The sequence below is a fragment of the Clostridium thailandense genome (assembly GCF_019207025.1).
Lineage (GTDB): Bacteria > Bacillota > Clostridia > Clostridiales > Clostridiaceae > Clostridium_AM > Clostridium_AM thailandense.
Genome location: NZ_JAEEGC010000151.1, coordinates 1 through 17,656 on the forward strand (window position 1 = coordinate 1; position 17,656 = coordinate 17,656).

General features: G+C 30.6%; 18 protein-coding genes. 3 read left to right on the forward strand and 15 right to left on the reverse strand.

The genetic code is table 11. From position 1 onward, the window contains the following. Window positions 1-309 precede the first annotated feature (309 nt). The 6 genes from I6U48_RS24490 to I6U48_RS24515 form a co-directional block, all read right to left on the reverse strand. Complete coding sequence (locus I6U48_RS24490; RefSeq protein WP_218323107.1) at window positions 310-870, reverse strand: class I SAM-dependent methyltransferase; 561 nt, start codon at window positions 868-870, stop codon at window positions 310-312. Window positions 871-1,009: 139 nt separating this feature from the next. After that, complete coding sequence (locus I6U48_RS24495) at window positions 1,010-2,266, reverse strand: YeeE/YedE family protein (RefSeq protein WP_218323123.1); 1,257 nt, start codon at window positions 2,264-2,266, stop codon at window positions 1,010-1,012. Between the two features lie 166 nt (window positions 2,267-2,432). Continuing rightward, complete coding sequence (locus I6U48_RS24500) at window positions 2,433-4,133, reverse strand: FAD-dependent oxidoreductase (protein ID WP_218323108.1); 1,701 nt, start codon at window positions 4,131-4,133, stop codon at window positions 2,433-2,435. A 130-nt stretch (window positions 4,134-4,263) separates the two neighbouring features. Continuing rightward, window positions 4,264-5,079 carry an ABC transporter ATP-binding protein gene (locus tag I6U48_RS24505; RefSeq protein WP_218323109.1) on the reverse strand — a complete coding sequence of 272 codons (816 nt, stop codon included), beginning with the start codon at window positions 5,077-5,079 and terminating at the stop codon, window positions 4,264-4,266. 54 nt (window positions 5,080-5,133) lie between these two features. Then, window positions 5,134-6,183, reverse strand: a complete 1,050-nt coding sequence (locus tag I6U48_RS24510; protein ID WP_218323110.1) for a taurine ABC transporter substrate-binding protein — start codon at window positions 6,181-6,183, stop codon at window positions 5,134-5,136. Window positions 6,184-6,207: 24 nt separating this feature from the next. Then, window positions 6,208-6,987: an ABC transporter permease gene (locus I6U48_RS24515; protein WP_376774597.1), complete on the reverse strand. Its 780-nt coding sequence runs from the start codon at window positions 6,985-6,987 to the stop codon at window positions 6,208-6,210. Window positions 6,988-7,290: 303 nt separating this feature from the next. Here I6U48_RS24515 and I6U48_RS24520 point away from each other — a divergent pair, with 303 nt between their 5' ends. Continuing rightward, window positions 7,291-8,181, forward strand: coding sequence for a LysR substrate-binding domain-containing protein (locus I6U48_RS24520; protein WP_218323112.1), 891 nt, complete (start codon window positions 7,291-7,293; stop codon window positions 8,179-8,181). 35 nt (window positions 8,182-8,216) lie between these two features. On the opposite strand, the gene I6U48_RS24525 is transcribed toward I6U48_RS24520, so the two are convergent. The 4 genes from I6U48_RS24525 to I6U48_RS24540 all read right to left on the reverse strand — a co-directional run bounded on the left by I6U48_RS24525 (window position 8,217) and on the right by I6U48_RS24540 (window position 10,672). Beyond that, window positions 8,217-8,744 (reverse strand): YeeE/YedE thiosulfate transporter family protein, encoded by a 528-nt coding sequence (locus I6U48_RS24525; protein WP_218323124.1) that lies wholly within the window; start codon window positions 8,742-8,744, stop codon window positions 8,217-8,219. A gap of 14 nt (window positions 8,745-8,758) precedes the next feature. Then, window positions 8,759-8,983 carry a sulfurtransferase TusA family protein gene (locus I6U48_RS24530; RefSeq protein ID WP_218323113.1) on the reverse strand — a complete coding sequence of 75 codons (225 nt, stop codon included), beginning with the start codon at window positions 8,981-8,983 and terminating at the stop codon, window positions 8,759-8,761. A gap of 13 nt (window positions 8,984-8,996) precedes the next feature. Beyond that, window positions 8,997-9,686, reverse strand: coding sequence for a YeeE/YedE thiosulfate transporter family protein (locus I6U48_RS24535; RefSeq protein WP_218323114.1), 690 nt, complete (start codon window positions 9,684-9,686; stop codon window positions 8,997-8,999). A 65-nt stretch (window positions 9,687-9,751) separates the two neighbouring features. Next, entirely contained in the window at window positions 9,752-10,672 is a 921-nt protein-coding gene (locus I6U48_RS24540; protein WP_218323115.1) for a LysR family transcriptional regulator, read from the reverse strand. Between the two features lie 220 nt (window positions 10,673-10,892). Between I6U48_RS24540 and I6U48_RS24545 the strand changes: the two genes are divergently transcribed. Both I6U48_RS24545 and I6U48_RS24550 read left to right on the forward strand, forming a co-directional pair. Continuing rightward, entirely contained in the window at window positions 10,893-12,515 is a 1,623-nt protein-coding gene (locus I6U48_RS24545; RefSeq protein WP_218323116.1) for an FAD-dependent oxidoreductase, read from the forward strand. A gap of 92 nt (window positions 12,516-12,607) precedes the next feature. Further along, window positions 12,608-13,561 carry a ferredoxin-like domain-containing protein gene (locus tag I6U48_RS24550; protein ID WP_218323117.1) on the forward strand — a complete coding sequence of 318 codons (954 nt, stop codon included), beginning with the start codon at window positions 12,608-12,610 and terminating at the stop codon, window positions 13,559-13,561. A 244-nt stretch (window positions 13,562-13,805) separates the two neighbouring features. On the opposite strand, the gene I6U48_RS24555 is transcribed toward I6U48_RS24550, so the two are convergent. The 5 genes from I6U48_RS24555 to I6U48_RS24575 all read right to left on the reverse strand — a co-directional run. Beyond that, window positions 13,806-14,537 (reverse strand): LytR/AlgR family response regulator transcription factor, encoded by a 732-nt coding sequence (locus I6U48_RS24555; protein WP_218323118.1) that lies wholly within the window; start codon window positions 14,535-14,537, stop codon window positions 13,806-13,808. Between the two features lie 546 nt (window positions 14,538-15,083). Next, on the reverse strand, window positions 15,084-15,497 hold the full coding sequence (locus tag I6U48_RS24560; RefSeq protein WP_218323119.1) for a hypothetical protein: 414 nt from the start codon (window positions 15,495-15,497) through the stop codon (window positions 15,084-15,086). A gap of 830 nt (window positions 15,498-16,327) precedes the next feature. Continuing rightward, complete coding sequence (locus I6U48_RS24565; RefSeq protein ID WP_218323120.1) at window positions 16,328-16,771, reverse strand: SMI1/KNR4 family protein; 444 nt, start codon at window positions 16,769-16,771, stop codon at window positions 16,328-16,330. Between the two features lie 6 nt (window positions 16,772-16,777). Next, a complete protein-coding gene (locus tag I6U48_RS24570) occupies window positions 16,778-17,233 on the reverse strand; it encodes a DUF4274 domain-containing protein (RefSeq protein WP_218323121.1) in 456 nt (151 codons plus the stop codon). 18 nt (window positions 17,234-17,251) lie between these two features. Beyond that, window positions 17,252-17,656 (reverse strand): AHH domain-containing protein (locus I6U48_RS24575; RefSeq protein WP_218323122.1); only part of this gene is annotated, 405 nt, incomplete at its 5' end.

A 17,656-nucleotide genomic window follows, 5' to 3' on the forward strand; every position in this document is an offset into this window, starting at 1 on the left:
TTACCTAAGTGCGACAGCCTCATAAAACAAAAGCATTCATCATATCCTATTTAATAAATAACCTAGTATCACAGAAAATTAACCTCACATATTCTAATAAATTCATTTATTATTTTACTTTTCCATTTATTCTTATGCATAAGCAACTGTAGAAACAGCTTCTCCTCATTTTCCTCATTCTTCAAATTCAGTCGCTTTATCCTTTGATTTTCACTTGCTACCAATTCAGGAAGATATGTTATACCAAGGCCACTCGCTACAATTGAAGTTGATCTGTACTTAGCACTTTGCTAAAACAGAGCTTTTAAATTATGCTTTAAATATTAATCCGTAATTTTCATCATTAATATTTACTTCCTCTAAGAATGTAAAATCTAAAGATTCAGCTAAGTTTTTCACCTCTTCCTTTGATACCCTTTCCTTTATAGGAGGTCCATCTTCCATTTCTTCCTTTTTCCAATCAATTATGTAAATATGACCCTCTTTTCTCAATACTCTTTTTATTTCATTAAAAAATCTTACCCTATCTTCTATTTCATGAACAATATTACATCCAAGTACATAATCAACAGATGTATCTTCTACTGGAAAAGCATACTCTTCGCTTTTTCTAAATTCTATGTTTGATATATCTACTGACTTCTCTCTTGCAACATCAAGAATTTCATTCATTATATCTATGCCGATTGCATTTCCATTATTAATTATACTTGCTGCTGGTATAGTGAAATAACCTATTCCACAACCTATATCAAGTAGTGTTCCGCTATCTCCTAAATTAAATTTCTTCAAGGTTTCTTCTGGAGGCATACTTTTTCTTCTTTTTGGATTGTCTAATTTTTCCAACTTTTTAATGTTAAACTTATGCATTTTAATCACTCCTATATACAAAGTTATTTCAAATTACCTAAAAATAGTTGCTGTGGTTACCTTTTATAATTCTAAAAAGAAGTATACTATAAAATAAAGGGAAATGGAACACCAAGTCCCTTTTCCCTTTTATGTAAAATTAAGTTGCAATATTAAATTTCTTAACTAAATTCACTCCCATTATTCCTCCAATAGTTAAAGCTATCATAAAAGTCCATCCTGATAATGAAAAATTACATATTCCTGAATATAATGCACCTATATTACATCCAGTTGCAAGTCTTGCACCATATCCCATAAATATTCCACCTATTGCATAGAAAATTATATCTTTAAATTTAAAGCCTCTCTTAAATGAGAAATGTCCTGCTAATAGTGGAGCTATTAAAGCACCTATAATTATTCCTAAGTTTCTCATTGAAGCAGGATCATTCATAAATCCTCCTTTTATAGTCTTCATTTGTTCTGCAAAATAAGGCCATTTTGAAACATCAACTAAACCTACTGCTTGATACATCCAAGCACCCCAGTCCATAAAAGTAGTAGTTACGCCCCAACTTTTACCTGATGAAATTAATATAACCTCAAACATAGCTGCTAAAAGTACCGCTCCAGTGTAGAAAGACCATCTTTTTACGAAAAACTTGTGATAAGTTTCTTTACTGAAGAATTTATATTCATCAGGTTCTGGTAATTCCTTTTCCCATTCTGCGTATTCTAGTGGAATAAGAGTATTTTCTCTTTTTCTCTTGTTTTCATACCATTTTGCAAAAACATAGATTGCTAAAAATCCTAATAATGAGATTATTATAGCTCCCATATAACCAAACACATCTGGCAAGTAGACTTTTGTCTTCCAAGTGTAAAGTGAAGTTTTTTGCCACCAAGCCATATCATGCCCTCCCCATAGGGATCCTGTTACAAAGAAAAATAAAACTATTAATGCTCTTCCTTCACCTTCTCCTGCATCTGTAAGTGTTCCAGAAGCACATCCTCCTCCTAGCATCATGCCAATACCAAATAGTGTTCCACCTAATATAGCCAGAAGACAAACTGGATCAACATTTTGAGTTCCTGGTATTATCTTGGCTCCTGCCACTGCTTTATAAGCTACCTGTGCACCATTAAGGTATGCACCATAATGCACTGCCGCAGTCATTATTAATGAGATAGCAAATAAAAACATTAGCGCTTTTGTTAAACTTGCTTCTCCAGTCACATATATCCTTCTTATACCTCCTGCAAATCCAAATCTTGATCTTTGCATTAAATAGCCAATTGCTAATCCAGTTATTAAAAACATCCCCAATTTAGGATTCTTTGTTGATTGTGATACAGCTAACGCAACCATAGCTATTAAAATTGCCACCCCAGCAAATACTTGTGTTTTATTGATAGTTATTTTTGTAAACGTTTTCTTATTTGAACCTGACTTAACTCTTATTTCTGTCGCAGTATCCATATTCCATTTTCCTTTCTTGATCCTTATCTTTAATATTGATTTTTTCTGCAAGCCTAATTATATTAGTCAAACTACAATTAGGCTCACATCTAACTTTATATTATAGGAAATTATAATCTGTAACTATTTTTTCTCTTCCTGTTGTCTCGTCATTGAAATACTCATAGAAGGATATTCCCATAAATCCACCAGAAACATTATAAACATTTTCATATCCTAAGTGTTTAAGTGCCATCAATGCATTATAGCTTCTTTGAGCACTTCTGCAGTGTAAATATACTGGTTCATCTTTAGGTATTTCATTTATTCTTTGTCTTATTTGACTAAGTGGTATGTTTTTAGCTCCAACTATGTGGCTTAACTCATATTCACCTTTTTCTCTTACATCTATTATACAAGCTCCTTTTGAAACTAAGTCTCTTATATCCTTTTCTCTTACTTGTTTAAATTCGCCATGTAATAGATTAGTAGCAACGTAACCTGCAAAATTAACAACGTCTTTAGCAGTTCCAAATGGTGGAGCATAGCATAATTCTAAATCTCTTAAGTCGTCCACTGTTGCTCCAAATTTAATAGCTGCAGCAACTACATCTACTCTCTTATCAACATTACCTCTACCAATGGCTTGAGCGCCTAAAACTTTTCCTGTTGGTACTTCAAAAATCAATTTAAAGTGAAGCGGTTCACAGCCTGGCATTAAACCAACCTTATCTCCTGGAATTACTTTAGCTACCTCATATTTAACATCTAATTTAAGTGCTTCTATCATTTCTTCATTTAAACCTACTGAAGCTGCATTGTAATCAAAGCATTTTACCACTGATGATCCGATGAAGCCTGTATTTCTTACAACTCTTCCGTGAATATGATCAGCTGCTTGTCTTGCTTGTTTCTGAGCAGGTCCAGCTAATGGTAATCTAGTTATCTTACCAGCTAAAGCATGATACACTTCAATAGCATCTCCAACCGCATATATATCCTTGTCGCTAGTTCTGTAATTTTGATCTACTTTTATGGATTTAGTTTCTCCAAGTTCAAGACCAGCCTTAGCTGCTAGTGAAGTTTCTGGAATTACACCAATGGCCATAACTACTGCCTCTGCTTCTATCTTCTTACCAGATTCTAAAACAACAGCATCTTTTTCAAAGGCACTTACCTTATCTCCAACAATTAAATTTACACCCTTATCATGCATTTCTTTGTGAAGAATTTGAGCCATATCATAGTCAAAAGGTTTCATAATATGAGGAAGAGCTTCAATTAAAGTTACATTATGTCCTGCTTCTTTTAAGTTCTCAGCAACTTCTACTCCTATAAATCCTCCACCAATTACTGAAATATTAGTTATTCCCATTGCTTGTACAGATTTATTTAACTTATCTATATCTATAACATTTCTTACTGTAAATATTTTTACTTCTTCAATGCCTTTAATAGGAGGAACTATAGCCTTTGCACCAGGAGATAATATTAGTTTGTCATAACTTTCACTATATTCTTCTCCAGTTAATGTATTTTTAACTTTAACTTCCTTTTTCTCTCTATCTATAGCTATAACTTCATTATTAACTCTTGCATCTATATTGTATTGTGATAAAAATTTATCTGGATGCATAAGTACTAAGCTTTCTGCCTTCTCTACTGTTCCACTTAAATGATATGGTAGACAACAATTAGAAAAAGATACATGAGGATCTCTTTCGAATATTATTATTTGATCTTCCTCACTTAATCGCCTTAACCTTGCTGCTGTGGATGCACCACCTGCAACTCCACCTACTATTAAATACTTTTTACTCATATCTATACCTCCATGCTTTAATTATTTTAATTATTTGTTAAATTTGTCCCAATCTCTATGTTAATTATAATACAAAGTTATACCTTTTCATAATAAGTAAGTGTTATACAATATAATAAATATTTATATGTTACTTTATAAATATTTCTTCAGTTTGGTTATTAATAATTTTTAAGATTTCGTCTCTAATACTCATATATTCAACTTTACCTCTTACCTCTTCATGACTTTCACCATAAATACAATATGTAAACCCTGTATTAAATTCTTTAATTATTCTACCAGGTCTGCTTGACATTACAATAACTCTTGTTGCAAGCGATAGAGCTTCATCAACATCATGAGTAATAAGGAAAACCGTATTCTCAGTCTTAGTCCAAATAGTTCTTATTAGGGTTTGCATATTTTGTCTTGTTAAAGCATCTAATGCCCCAAAGGGTTCATCCATTAAAATCATTCTAGGCTTATTTACTAAAACTCTTGCAAGAGAAGCTCTTTGTCTCATACCTCCCGAAAGTTCATAAGGTTTATGTTTTTCAAATCCTTTTAATCCAACAAGTTCCAAGTATTTATTGGTTAATTCTTCAATTTCACCTTTTGAAAATTTCCTCATTTTTAATCCAAAAGCCACATTATCATAGATATTTAACCATGGATATAAAGTAGGGCTTTGAAAAACAACGCCTCTGTGCCAATCCGGGCCATTAATAGGATTGGCATCCATTTCAGATACTCCTTCTGATGGCTGAAGAAAACCTGCTATGATCTTTAATAAGGTACTTTTACCACAACCAGATGGGCCAAGTACACATATAAATTCTCCTTCTTTTATGTTTAAATTTACATCTTTAAGAGCAGCAACCTCGCCTTTTTCACCTCTATATCTTAAACTTATATCTTTTAATGTTACAACATATTCTATTTTACCATTTACTTTTTCACTCATGCAAGACTCTCCATTTCTATTATATTGTTTTAAGCTTTGCTAAACTCACATGAATTATTTTACAGCTTTTTCTATAAATGATGGATTTACTGCTTTCTCAAAAGTATCTAACTTAGGCTCTGTTTTAAGACTCTTTTGTTTATATAAGAAATCAGCTGTATCTTTTAGTGATTTTACTAGGTTTCCCTTTTTATTACTTGTCCCAAAATAAGCAGGATCTAGTTGCTGCTCAGCAGTAAGCCAAATAGAACCTTTTGTTTGCTTTAATGCTTCTTCTGGTGTAATTTTCAAAGAATCTGAAAGTGTTTTAATAGCATCTGCTTGATTTTCATTGTATAGCTTGACAGCTTTGTTTACAGCCTTAATATACTTTGTTACAAGGTCTGGATATTTATCAGCAAAGTCTCTTCTAACAACTTCTACATTGGACGTAACAACACCTTTTGCTGCCATGTCTTTACTTGTAATTATACTTCTACCATCTTTTAAAAGATTGGAAAGTGTTGGTTCCCATGCGTAAGCTGCATCAATGTCACCTCTTTGCCATGCTGCATATATATCTGGCATTTGCATGTCAAGTAGTGTTATGTCTTTCTCGGACATACCATTTAACTCTAAAGCTTTTAATAAGCTGTAATGTGTTGTTGTTGTATATGGTGTTGCAACCTTTTTTCCTTTAAGATCTTTTATAGAATTAATATTTGAATTCTTTTTAACAACTAACTGTTCTGCTTCTCCAAGGACTTCATGTATCCATATTGTTTCTATGTCAATACCACTTGCAATCCCCTGTGTTGCCGAAGCTGAACCAAGTAAAGCAAAATCAATATCTTTTGAGACAAGAGCATTTCTTATGTCGCCTGCTTGAAACTCAATAACATTGACCTTAACTCCAAGTTCTTTTTCAAAGAAACCTTTTGCTATAGCAATTTTTTCATCATTAGGCATTTGTTGAGTACCTATATTTACTACTTTAGGTAGGTTTGATGAAGCTCCATTATTTTGTCCATTGTCTGCAGCCTTTTTTGATGCTGCACATCCTGCAAATAGTGATGCTGTTATAGCTATCATTGCAACATTAACTAAAATTTTTTTTAAATTCATTTTTATCACTCCTAAATTATATTTTTATTCTTTTCCCTTCCAAGGAACAATTTTAATTTCAATAAATTGTATAAGCTTATCTAACAAAATTCCTGTAACACCCATTATAATAATTCCCAAAAATATAATGTCACTTCTTAAATAACGACTTGCGTCCAATACCATCCAACCTATACCAGAATTTGCTGCAACCATTTCAGCTGACACCAAAGTAGTATAAGCAACGCCTAAAGCTGTTCTTAGCCCTGTAAAAATATCAGGTAAACATGCTGGAAATATTATATGTACAAATATTTGCATTTTACTTGCACCTACTGTATAAGCACTTTTTATGTAATCCTCCTTTACTTTCATAACTGCTGATACACAAGAAATATAAATTGGTGCAAAACAAGCTAAAAATAGAAGTGCAATTTTAGACTCATTTTCAATTCCCATCCATAAAACTAAAAGCGTGTAATAGGCCAATGGTGGAAGCGGTCTATAAAATTCTATAATAGGTTCAAAAATTGCCCTAAGCTTTGAATTATAGCCACTTGCAAGTCCAAATGGAATAGCAATTATGATTGCCGAAAAAAAGGCACTAATAAGTCTATTTATACTTGCTCCTAAATGTTCAAATAGTGTATAATTTTTATATCCATTTTGCATAATATCAACAAATGCATCCCATACCGATTGAGGCGATGGCACCAGTTTGGGGTCAGCTAATTTTAATTTTGTTGTAATAAACCATATTACTAAAATAACAATTACTGTTCCACCAGTTAACATCCTTTCACCTATTGTTTTTTTATTCACCATCATTCCTCCTTTCTCCTAAAGTTTTGATATATTTAATGTTATAGAAACTACAATATCAATTTACTAAACCTTTTAACAGTAAAACAAATATAACATTGTTAATTTTATGCCAATCTTCACATTAATTATAATATAGCTATATAACTTTTTATAATAATTATCTGTTATACTACATAACAAATCCTTATATAGTATAATTACCAATCAAAATAAGATAAGCTTATATTCATTTTTATTAAAAGTAATGATACAATATAAATTGCTAAAGTATATCGGTTATTTTAAATTTAAGGATGTGATAATATGAATCTTGAATATCTTCAGTCATTTTACATAACCGTAAAGTATAATAGTATATCAAAAGCTGCTTCTCATCTACACCTCACTCAGCCTGGGCTTAGTATGCAGCTTAAAAATTTAGAAAAAGAACTTGGTACAAGTCTTTTAATAAGAAGTAACAAGGGTGTTGAGCTAACAGAGGAAGGAAAAATTGTATTTAACTATGCTGATACTCTTTTATCTATTAAAGGTAATATAGAAAGGGATCTAAAAAATTTACAACAAGATAGACCAAATTTACTTATTGGTTCCTGTAAAAGTATAGGGGAATATGCTCTTCCTTGTACTATATTTGTCTTTAAAAAGCTTCATAAAGAGTTGGATATAAATATGGAGGTCGTTAACTCATCTGAGGTTATAAAAAAATTATGTGATCATTCTATTAACATAGGAATCATTCAAGATAACCCAGAAGAAAATAGCCTGGACATTGAATATATAACTTCAGATGAATTGATTTTAGTTGGAAAGAATGATGAAAACATAGATCATATTACTATAGAAGAATTAAAGGAATTGCCCCTTATATTAAGAGAAGAAAGTTCCAATGCAAGACATCTGGTAAAAAGTGCTTTCCAAGAAAAAGGTGTTTTATTAGAAGATCTAAATGTTATTTATTCTCTGAACTCTCCAGAAGCCATTAAATCTTCTATATTAGCCGGAAAGGGAATAGCATTTTTGCCCAAAATAATAGTTAAAAATGAATTAAAAAAGGGTCTTCTTAAACATATTACGATGGACGAAATAAAAATAGAATTTAATTACTACCTTAGCTATAGAAAAAATTATACATTTACCAAATATGAGCAGATGTTTGTAGATTTTATAACTTCTAATAAAAGAGCATTTTGTTAAGAAATAGGAGAATCTATAGATATCTATAGATTCTCCTAGATTAAATATTTAGATAAAATTTTAGTTCCCGCTACAGCTCCTAAGACAACAAAGATCCAATATACCCAAGCATGTAAAGAGAAAGATGGTATTCCACTGAAAAAGCTTCCAATATTGCATCCAGAGGTAATTCTAGCTCCGTAACCCATAATTATTCCTCCCACAAGCGCAAGAATAGTCTGCTTTTTACCCTTTAGCCTTTTTAGCTTAAATTGAGATGATAACAAGGTTGCGATTAGAGACCCTATAATTACACCAATATTTAAAATGGTATATTTATTAATAAATAAATTGTGATTTAAAATTATATCCCCATATGTGTAATTAAAAATTCTAAAAAACTCCCAGTTATATATCTTAATACCAATAAGATCTAATATTCCTATACCCCATGTGAGAAAACCAGTGGTTATATGCCATACACTTCCACTTATCGCTAATAAAATCACATTAAAGATACCTAATAATGCACCTCCAACCCAGTAAGGCCATGGTTTTCTTAACCATTCAATCATAGTTTTAATCATCTCCTATACCATCATGGTTTTTGAATGTAAACTTCCCATTCCCCATTCTCTAAATCCACCACTCTTACCAAATAATTGTTTTGTTCTCCCCATTCCTCTGCAATAACTCCAATACAACTTTGATCCGAGCGCAAAATTAGAATATCTCCACAATCCATTGCTTTTAGTTCCTTAACTGCCTTAATTAATGGAATGGGACAGGGTTCACAAAGACAATTAAGTTCTCTTACTGCCATATATATAACTACCTCATCTCTTTTTTATTCTTTTATTTTCATACCAACTTGCTATCTTATATAAAATCATTAAAACAAGTAATTGAAGTATAACTACAACTTTTAAGTTTACATATTCTGGAAAATAAATCACTTTTGCATTACTAATGACCTTTTCATACCAAAATGAATAATTCTTGGCTCCTAAAACATTTCCTATTATAAATCCTAGTAGAACCACCCAAGGAAAGGTATGCCCCTCTCCAATTCTCATAAGAACCGCTGAACCACAGCCTCCTGCAATAGTCATGCCAATTCCAAACATAAATGCTCCTATTGCAATATGAGGACCTACCGAAATTATAGATCCCGGAATATGCATATAATCTATAGGATTATTTTCAAGATAAATGTATTGAATTATTCCAAAACCTGCAGTGCTTATCATCATAGCCAACAATAAACCTTTTAAAAGCTTTGTATTTCCTAAAATAACAAAATCTCTAAGTGCTCCTGAAAAACAAAATCTAGAATATCTCAATGCAATACCAAAGCCAATACCTATAACCCAATAAGGAATATAATTACGATTATATTTCCAGAGAACCACACAAATAACCGATACAATTATAAAAATGCCAATTGCATATGGAATTTGATTTTTTTGTTTTTGCTTTGTCTTCATCTGTCGCTGCTGTATTAATAAGTCTATATCATTAATCAATATATCACACTCCTGTATACAATATATAGATAGCATGGCCAACTCTCAATTACAAAAAATAAATATTAAACATCTAATAAAGTTCCAGTGGATATTCCACTTAAGATACCCTTATCCTTATATTTCTCCAATATATACATTACATTTTTCATATTATCATTAACAAATTTATTTTTGTAATATACTAAACTAAAGGACCTATCTAAAGCTTTTTCATTGCTTTTTATCACATAAAGCAAACCTTTTTTTGCTTCTTCTTCAACTAATCTTGCAGATATAGCTGTAAGACAGTTGTTTGCAAGAACTACTTTCTTCATCATATCTGGACAATTTACTTCCCACTTAATCTGTATATTTGCTCCGCAACTAGCAATATAATTCTCAAAGAGCTCTCTGGTACCACTTCCTTCTTCACGCATTACAAAAGATTCACCTTCTAAATCTTTAATAGAAATATCTCTACATCCTGAAAGCCTGTGATTCTTGCTGCATACAATAACAAGATAATCATTTATCACCGGAGTAACAACTAAATCTTGGTTTTTAATTTTACCTTCCACAATGCCAATATCTAATTCAGCTTTGAGTAATTTTTCTTCTATTAACTTTGTATTATTAATATAAACAAAAGTATCTACTTGAGATTTTATTTTCTTATATTGATTTATAAATTCAGGCATGATACAAGCTCCTACAGTTATGGTAGCACCTATACGAAGTTTTTCTGAAAATCCCTTTAGCATATTATCTTCCAATTCATCAAATTGATTTACTGCCATTCTAGCATAGGTAAGCAAATTTTTTCCTGCCTCTGTAATATATAGTTTTTTACAAACTCTCTCAAACAATAATACACCATAATGGTCTTCCAATTCTTTAATTGCCTGACTAACAGTGGGTTGAGAAATATAATATTGATCTGCGGCCGCACTCATTTTACCTGTTTCTACTACAGCAATAAAGATTTTTAAATGTCGAATTGTCATAATGATTATAATCCTTCCTTAAGTTGCATTTGTATTTTTCCACTCAACTTTTACATATGTAAAAGTTGAGTTTTTTATTTTTTAATAGTTTTTACCTATCATTATTATAAAATAATATCATTTTTCTTATTTAATCACAAGTGGTATTATAGAAACAGGTAGTACTACTAAATATATAAAATATAAACTATGGAATATTTATGAAAGAAGATGTTAGATTATGAAAATCTTAGTTATAGGTGGAGTAGCTTCCGGTACAAAAGCAGCCACAAAGTTAAAACGCGAAAATAGAAAAGATGAAGTTACCATCTTGACAATGAGTAAAGATATTTCTTATGCAGGATGTGGACTTCCTTATTATATTGGTAATATCATTAAAGATCGTGAACAATTAATCGTAAATACGCCAAAAAGTTTTTCTACGCTTACCGGTGTTAATGTTTTAACGGAAACAGAAGTAATTGCAGTACATAGTGATGAAAAAACAGTAGAAGCTATAAATTTAAATACAAAGGAGATTTCTACTTATTCATATGATAAACTTATCATAGCAACAGGTGCTAAACCAATAAAGCCTTGCTTTGATGGAATAGATTTAAATGGCGTATTTGTATTACGTACACCAGATGATGCTGTCGCTATAAGAAAATCCCTAGAAACTGGAAATATAAAACGTGCAGTGGTAGTTGGCGGTGGATTTATTGGCTTAGAAGTTGCCGAAAATCTTTCTAATCAGAATGTGAAAGTATCAGTTATCGATATGGCAGAACATATTTTACCTGGCTTTGATCCAGAAATTGCAGAATATGTAGAAAATCATCTAGCTGACAAAGGAATTATGACTTTTACTGGTACAAAACTGGAAGCTATTATAGGAGATGGAAAAGTTGAAAAGGTTCAAACCGATAAGCGAAAAATGAAAGCAGATGCAGTTATTCTTTCTATTGGTATTAAAGCAAATACTGAATTTTTAAAAGATTCTGGTATTGAATTGATGCCAAATAAAACAATTCAGGTAAACGAATATCTTCAAACAAATATAGAAGATATTTTTGCTATTGGAGATTGCGCTTGTGTAACAAATAGAATAACAAAATCGAAAGCATGGTCACCGATGGGCTCTTCCGCAAATATGGAAGGTCGTGTAACCGCTAAAAATATAAACAATAAAAAAACAGCTTATCCAGGTGTCCTTGGTACAGGTATAGCAAAATTGCCAGAACTTAATGTTGGAAAAACAGGTTTATCAGAAGAAGCTGCAACAAATCAAGGTTATGATCCAATAACTGTAATAAGTGTTGTAGATGATAAAGCTCACTATTATCCTGATTCATCTTTCTTTATAATAAAAATGATTGCAGACAAAACTACGCATAAATTTTTAGGTATACAAGTGCTTGGTAAAGGTGCAGTTGATAAAATAGTAGATATCGCAGTGACAGCACTTACTTTAGATGCTACTCTAGAGGACTTGGAAAACATGGATCTAGCGTATGCACCACCTTTTTCAACAGCAATCCACCCTTTTACAAATGCCGTGAATATTTTATTAAATAAGATAAATGGAGATTTTTCAACAATTGCACCAGCTGCTTATCAGAAAGGAGAATGCTCTGATTATAAAATAATAGATGCCTCTCTTAATCCTTCAATCCAATCAGCAGAATATATTGATTTGACAAAAGTAAACGGAGAAGTGGAAGGTTTTAATAAGGAAGATAAGCTATTGCTCGTATGTTCAAAAGGTAAACGTGCTTACCTGTTACAAAACCGATTAAAATTTTATGGATATACCAACACATTAGTTCTTGAAGGCGGCCTAACTTTTAACCATATTGAATAAATATCAAATAAAAATGCTATCTATAAACTTCACTTAGTTAATTATAAAATTTTAAGAATAAATAAAGATTATATGAGGAGGAAATAAATATTATGGCTACATTAACAATTAGTGCAGAAAATGAAAAAAGAGTAAAAGCTCTTGGCTTTTTAAGCAATAAGGGCACAGACAATTTCTCAGGAAGGATAATTACAACAAATGGTAAAATCACTACTGATCAAATAAAATGTATAGCAGAAGCAGCTCAACTATATGGTAATGGTATCGTTACTATGACTACACGTCTTACAATTGAATGTCAAGGCATTCCATATGATAAAATTGAAGATTTTAGAAATTATATTGCAAAAGAAGGTCTGGTTACTGGTGGTACAGGTTCTAAGGTTCGTCCCATAGTAAGCTGTAAAGGAACAACCTGCCAATACGGTCTCATTGATACCTTTGCTCTATCAGAGGAAATTCATGAAAGATTTTATAAAGGATATTCGGACGTAAAATTACCTCATAAATTTAAGATTGCAGTAGGTGGATGCCCAAATAACTGTGTAAAGCCAGATTTAAATGATTTAGGAATTATAGGACAATTAATACCTAATTTTGATGAAGACAGCTGCAATGGATGTAAAAAATGTTCTGTAGAAGAATTTTGTCCTATGAAAGCTGCCAAAGTAGAAGATGGTATGTTAAAAATAGATACTGATATATGTAATAATTGTGGACGCTGCATTGGAAAGTGTCATTTTGACGCAATTGAAGATGGAACTACAGCTTATAAAATCTATATAGGAGGTCGTTGGGGTAAACTTACAGCAAAAGGCAAAACATTAAATAAAATTTTTACAGATAAAGAAGAAGCATTGAGTGTTATTGAAAAAGTAATTCTATTATACAGAGAAAAAGGAAAAACTGGAGAACGTTTTGCTAAGACTATTGAGAGACTTGGATTTGAAAATGTAGAAGCTGAATTACTATCAAATGAAATATTACAAAGGAAGAAGGAAATATTAGAATCAAAACTTCACTTGGCTGGTGGAGCTACTTGTTAATAAACATATATACGAAAAACAAGAATCATTCTAAAAAATAAAAATTGTCCTATTTGTGGTTACGAGCTAAATGTAATTCTTTAGATTACTTGTATATAAAGTAATCGTGTAAGTGCCTAAAATAGGAAATTCACTAAATCTATCCTATGCTTTAACTTTAGTTGGGGCTGTCGCACTTAGGTAAGTGCGACAGCTCCAATCTTTATTTATTGTTTCTAAATTATTTACAATTTTAAAATTAAGTCTAACATTTCTTCAGCAGTCCATTTAGATATCGTAAAGCTATGTAACAAGTTTCATTGTTTATCATATGTATAATAAGTTCCTTTTTATCTATACATTTTATTTTTTTAGTATTTACCAAATAAGATCTATGTGGTTTATAGTAGCTATCTGGTAATACTTCTTCTATTTCTTTTAATGTTCCATGAAATTCTATCGTTTCATCTTTAGTATGAATTCTTATCCTATGATTCTTATCTGTTGTTTCAAAAAATAAAATATCATCTGGATTAAAATAAATTACCTTATTTCCAACATTGATTTGTATAGGTCCTGTTTTAACACTGGAACTTTTATAATCATTATAAGCTTCCTTAATACATTCATTAATTTTATTTTCCATTTTATTTAAATCATTTTTTACTATATAGTCCATAGCTTGTACTTTATATTCAAATGTAAGTAATGTAAGTTCTGCATGGGATGTTACAAATACAATATATCCCATAGGATCATACTTTCTAATCTTTTTTGCAAGCTCTATTCCATTGATTTCACTTTTTAATTCCACATCTAGAAAATATATAAATGGCTTTACTCTACGATCTTCTACATATTTAATTACATCATCTGGATTATCAGTAGTTAAAGCAATACTAATTCCTAAATTTAATTTTTTCAATTGATTTATAATAATATCTTCTATTACTTTTCTTTGGTAGTTGTTATCTTCACAAATTATGATATCAAGCATTTTTTCTTTCCCCTTTTGACAATAATATTTTTAGTTCAATATAATTATACCAATATTATTATTCGTTGGTAAATACATTAACATTATACTATAATTTCCCTTATATTTTTACATTATTTAACATAGATTTGTAAAACCTTTGTTTATTCTACATAAAAAGTTTTATTTTTACAAATATATTACTTATTTTTTTCCATTTTCAACATCAACTTTAATTATTAATAATATATAAATTGGTTATGGTGCAAATATATTAAATCTAAAAAAATTCCTATTTATAATTTAATTTTTATGCTACTAAACCCTATTCTCCCAGTAATTTAGCTTTTGCTACAGTTATACATATGTTTTATAATATTTCCCATTATTTTCATCAATACTTAACTTAACAATACTGATTTTTCTACAGATTGGCAGACTTTCCCCTTACCCCAAAATTATTTCTTCCATATTATATTTCATTGTATATTTTACAAAGCGTAATGGCTCCAATACCTTGTCCATAGTAAATTCAGACTCATATACTTCAATTTTTTCAAAGTCTTCCTACTCTGTCCAAACCTCAACTAACTCTGACTTATTTACCTTCTTTTTCACTTCCCTAATGCTTTTATTATTGTTATTTTTGGTTCTAACAATTGCATGTACCCCATGTTCGATGCAATGATTAATCCAAACTGAATTACAGGCTATAGCATCATAAACTACAACATCAATTAGACTTTTATGAACACTTACTACATCTGTGAGGAGCCTTTTGGCTACATTTTGTTCTCCTTCATTCTTTGATGCTGAATCTTGCCCAGGCTTATAATTTTCAAAATCAATAACAAGCTTGGGTGCTTCTCCAACTATTGACATGACGGCTCCACTATGAAAACAATGAGCTTTATTTTTCAAACATTCGTGACAGCTTTTCTTATTACTTCCGAAAAACTTTGTTCCGTCTATAGCCACCACTGTAAGCCCATCAATTGTTCCATTTTCAAAAACTTTATTTTCTACTGCCTTTTTTATTATACTTTTATTTATTTCTTTTAAGCCTTTTATATCAATGACTTTAATTTAACAAAAATGAGGTTTCATTTATAGTGAAAATTCTCCGAATTTGATACACTTTTTAAATTGCTAAAAACACTAGTGATATCAATGGATTTAAAATTCAGAAGCTAAACTGCTGATAGAGTGTACTAACGTTTAGTGTACAATGTAGAATAGCTTACAAATCACTACTATAAACCGCTGTAACCTTCTATATTAATTGGATTACAGCGATTTTACTGTGTACAAAAGACTTTGTATTGCAGTAGGTACATAAAAATAAGCGGTTTGTACACAGTATCATACATAACCACTTATACTAATAATCACCACTTTTATGGTCTGGAAAAAATCTGATAAAACTACACAGGTTCTTTTATTTCTTGTTTCAAGGCAACCTTAATTACCGTGTACCAAGCTATGTCCTATTATATGCAAAGTTAGACCTTAAAAAGAAAAATTCCAACAGATGCCTTTACAGCATCCATTGGAATTTTGTTATTAGCTTGAATCAGACATCAAAAGAAGTTTTTACAAAAGGTCCTACTTTTCTATAGACAATTGCATTGAAACCTCTTTTTGATGGCTGTTTGTTGCTTTTAGAGTATGTTTTTCTCTCAGTTAACTGCAAACTTACTACAGAATTATTATTATTCAGTAAACTATACCATAAATATTATTTTATTTACTCATTTTGTACTTGTATACTATTTATGAAACTAGCTATTTAATAATTTTGCATTCACTTATTAAAAATTTTCTTCTTCATCTTCTATTAATTGAGCAAAATAATCACTATAACTATCCCATTCATCTGGTTTTGATATAAAAGATTTATCATTTAGTTTTGTAACCTCTACAGCATCACACCAAATTATTGAAGGTATATTTTTAGTATCCATAACAATAAGACTTTCTGGTGGTTCTGATAATACTATATATCTTAATGGTAAATCTACAGTATTTCTTAACCTAATAGTTTCATTAATTATATTAGTTTCACCATCATTACTTGAGAAAGAATAATTACTAATCCCCCCTAAATATCCTCCACTATAAAATGATTCAATTTCACAGAAATCTTCTGGCAATTTTACATTGAGTGTTTTCTCTATTTCAGATAATACTTCTTTATTAACTCCATCACTTGGTTGTAAGTTTAAATAACGTTCTTTTAATTCTTTATTATTCATTGACTATTATACATTGGGTATCTCTATTACATCACCATCAGATTCTTCTATAAATACCTTAGTTATATCAGGATTATTCTTTTTCAACTTAAAAATTTGAACCTTTGTTAATGGTGGTATAAACTTAATATTGTTTACTACAAATTTATTATTTAAAATCTTCTTCTCTGTTTCTGAAATAAAGTTCCCCCACTCTTTTAAATTAGGATTTTTTAGTTCTTCTCTATTATCTAAAATTCTATATCCATCAGCATCATAAAAAATCATTAATGCAGTGCCTAAATCACAGTACTTGTTATTTATTATACTATACGGAATCTCAAAACCATTATCCCAATTGTAATTTCCTGCTATTATATGCAATAATTCAGAATCTGTTATACAATTAATTTCATCTATACTCTTTTGTTTATTTTCACTATAAAGCAATTTATATACATATTCCTTTCTTGAATTATCCATTTTAAATCCTCCTAACCATTACTTCCTAATTCTATCTAAACTTCTTTCCCATAAGTCTACAGTAGCTCCTTGACTTGGATACAATGGTACTCCACTTTCTTGTAATCTTCTTAAATCATTCTGTAAATCAAAAACTTGCTTTTGGAGTACATCAACACTTTGATTAATGTCTAATTTATTTAATTCATTTCTTACTACATCATTATATACCGAATGATATGCTCTATGTCTTGACATAGCACTCAATTCAGCATCTGGAGTTCTTAACAATATACCATTTGATGCATTATCCAAATCCATTCCTATTTTTTGAATTACTGGATTGTCGGCCATCTCTGCTGGGATTATATGTTGTGCTTGATTTCCGGTCCATTTCGTTGACCTTTTTAGTCCCATTGATTCCATGGTATGATAAACGCCATT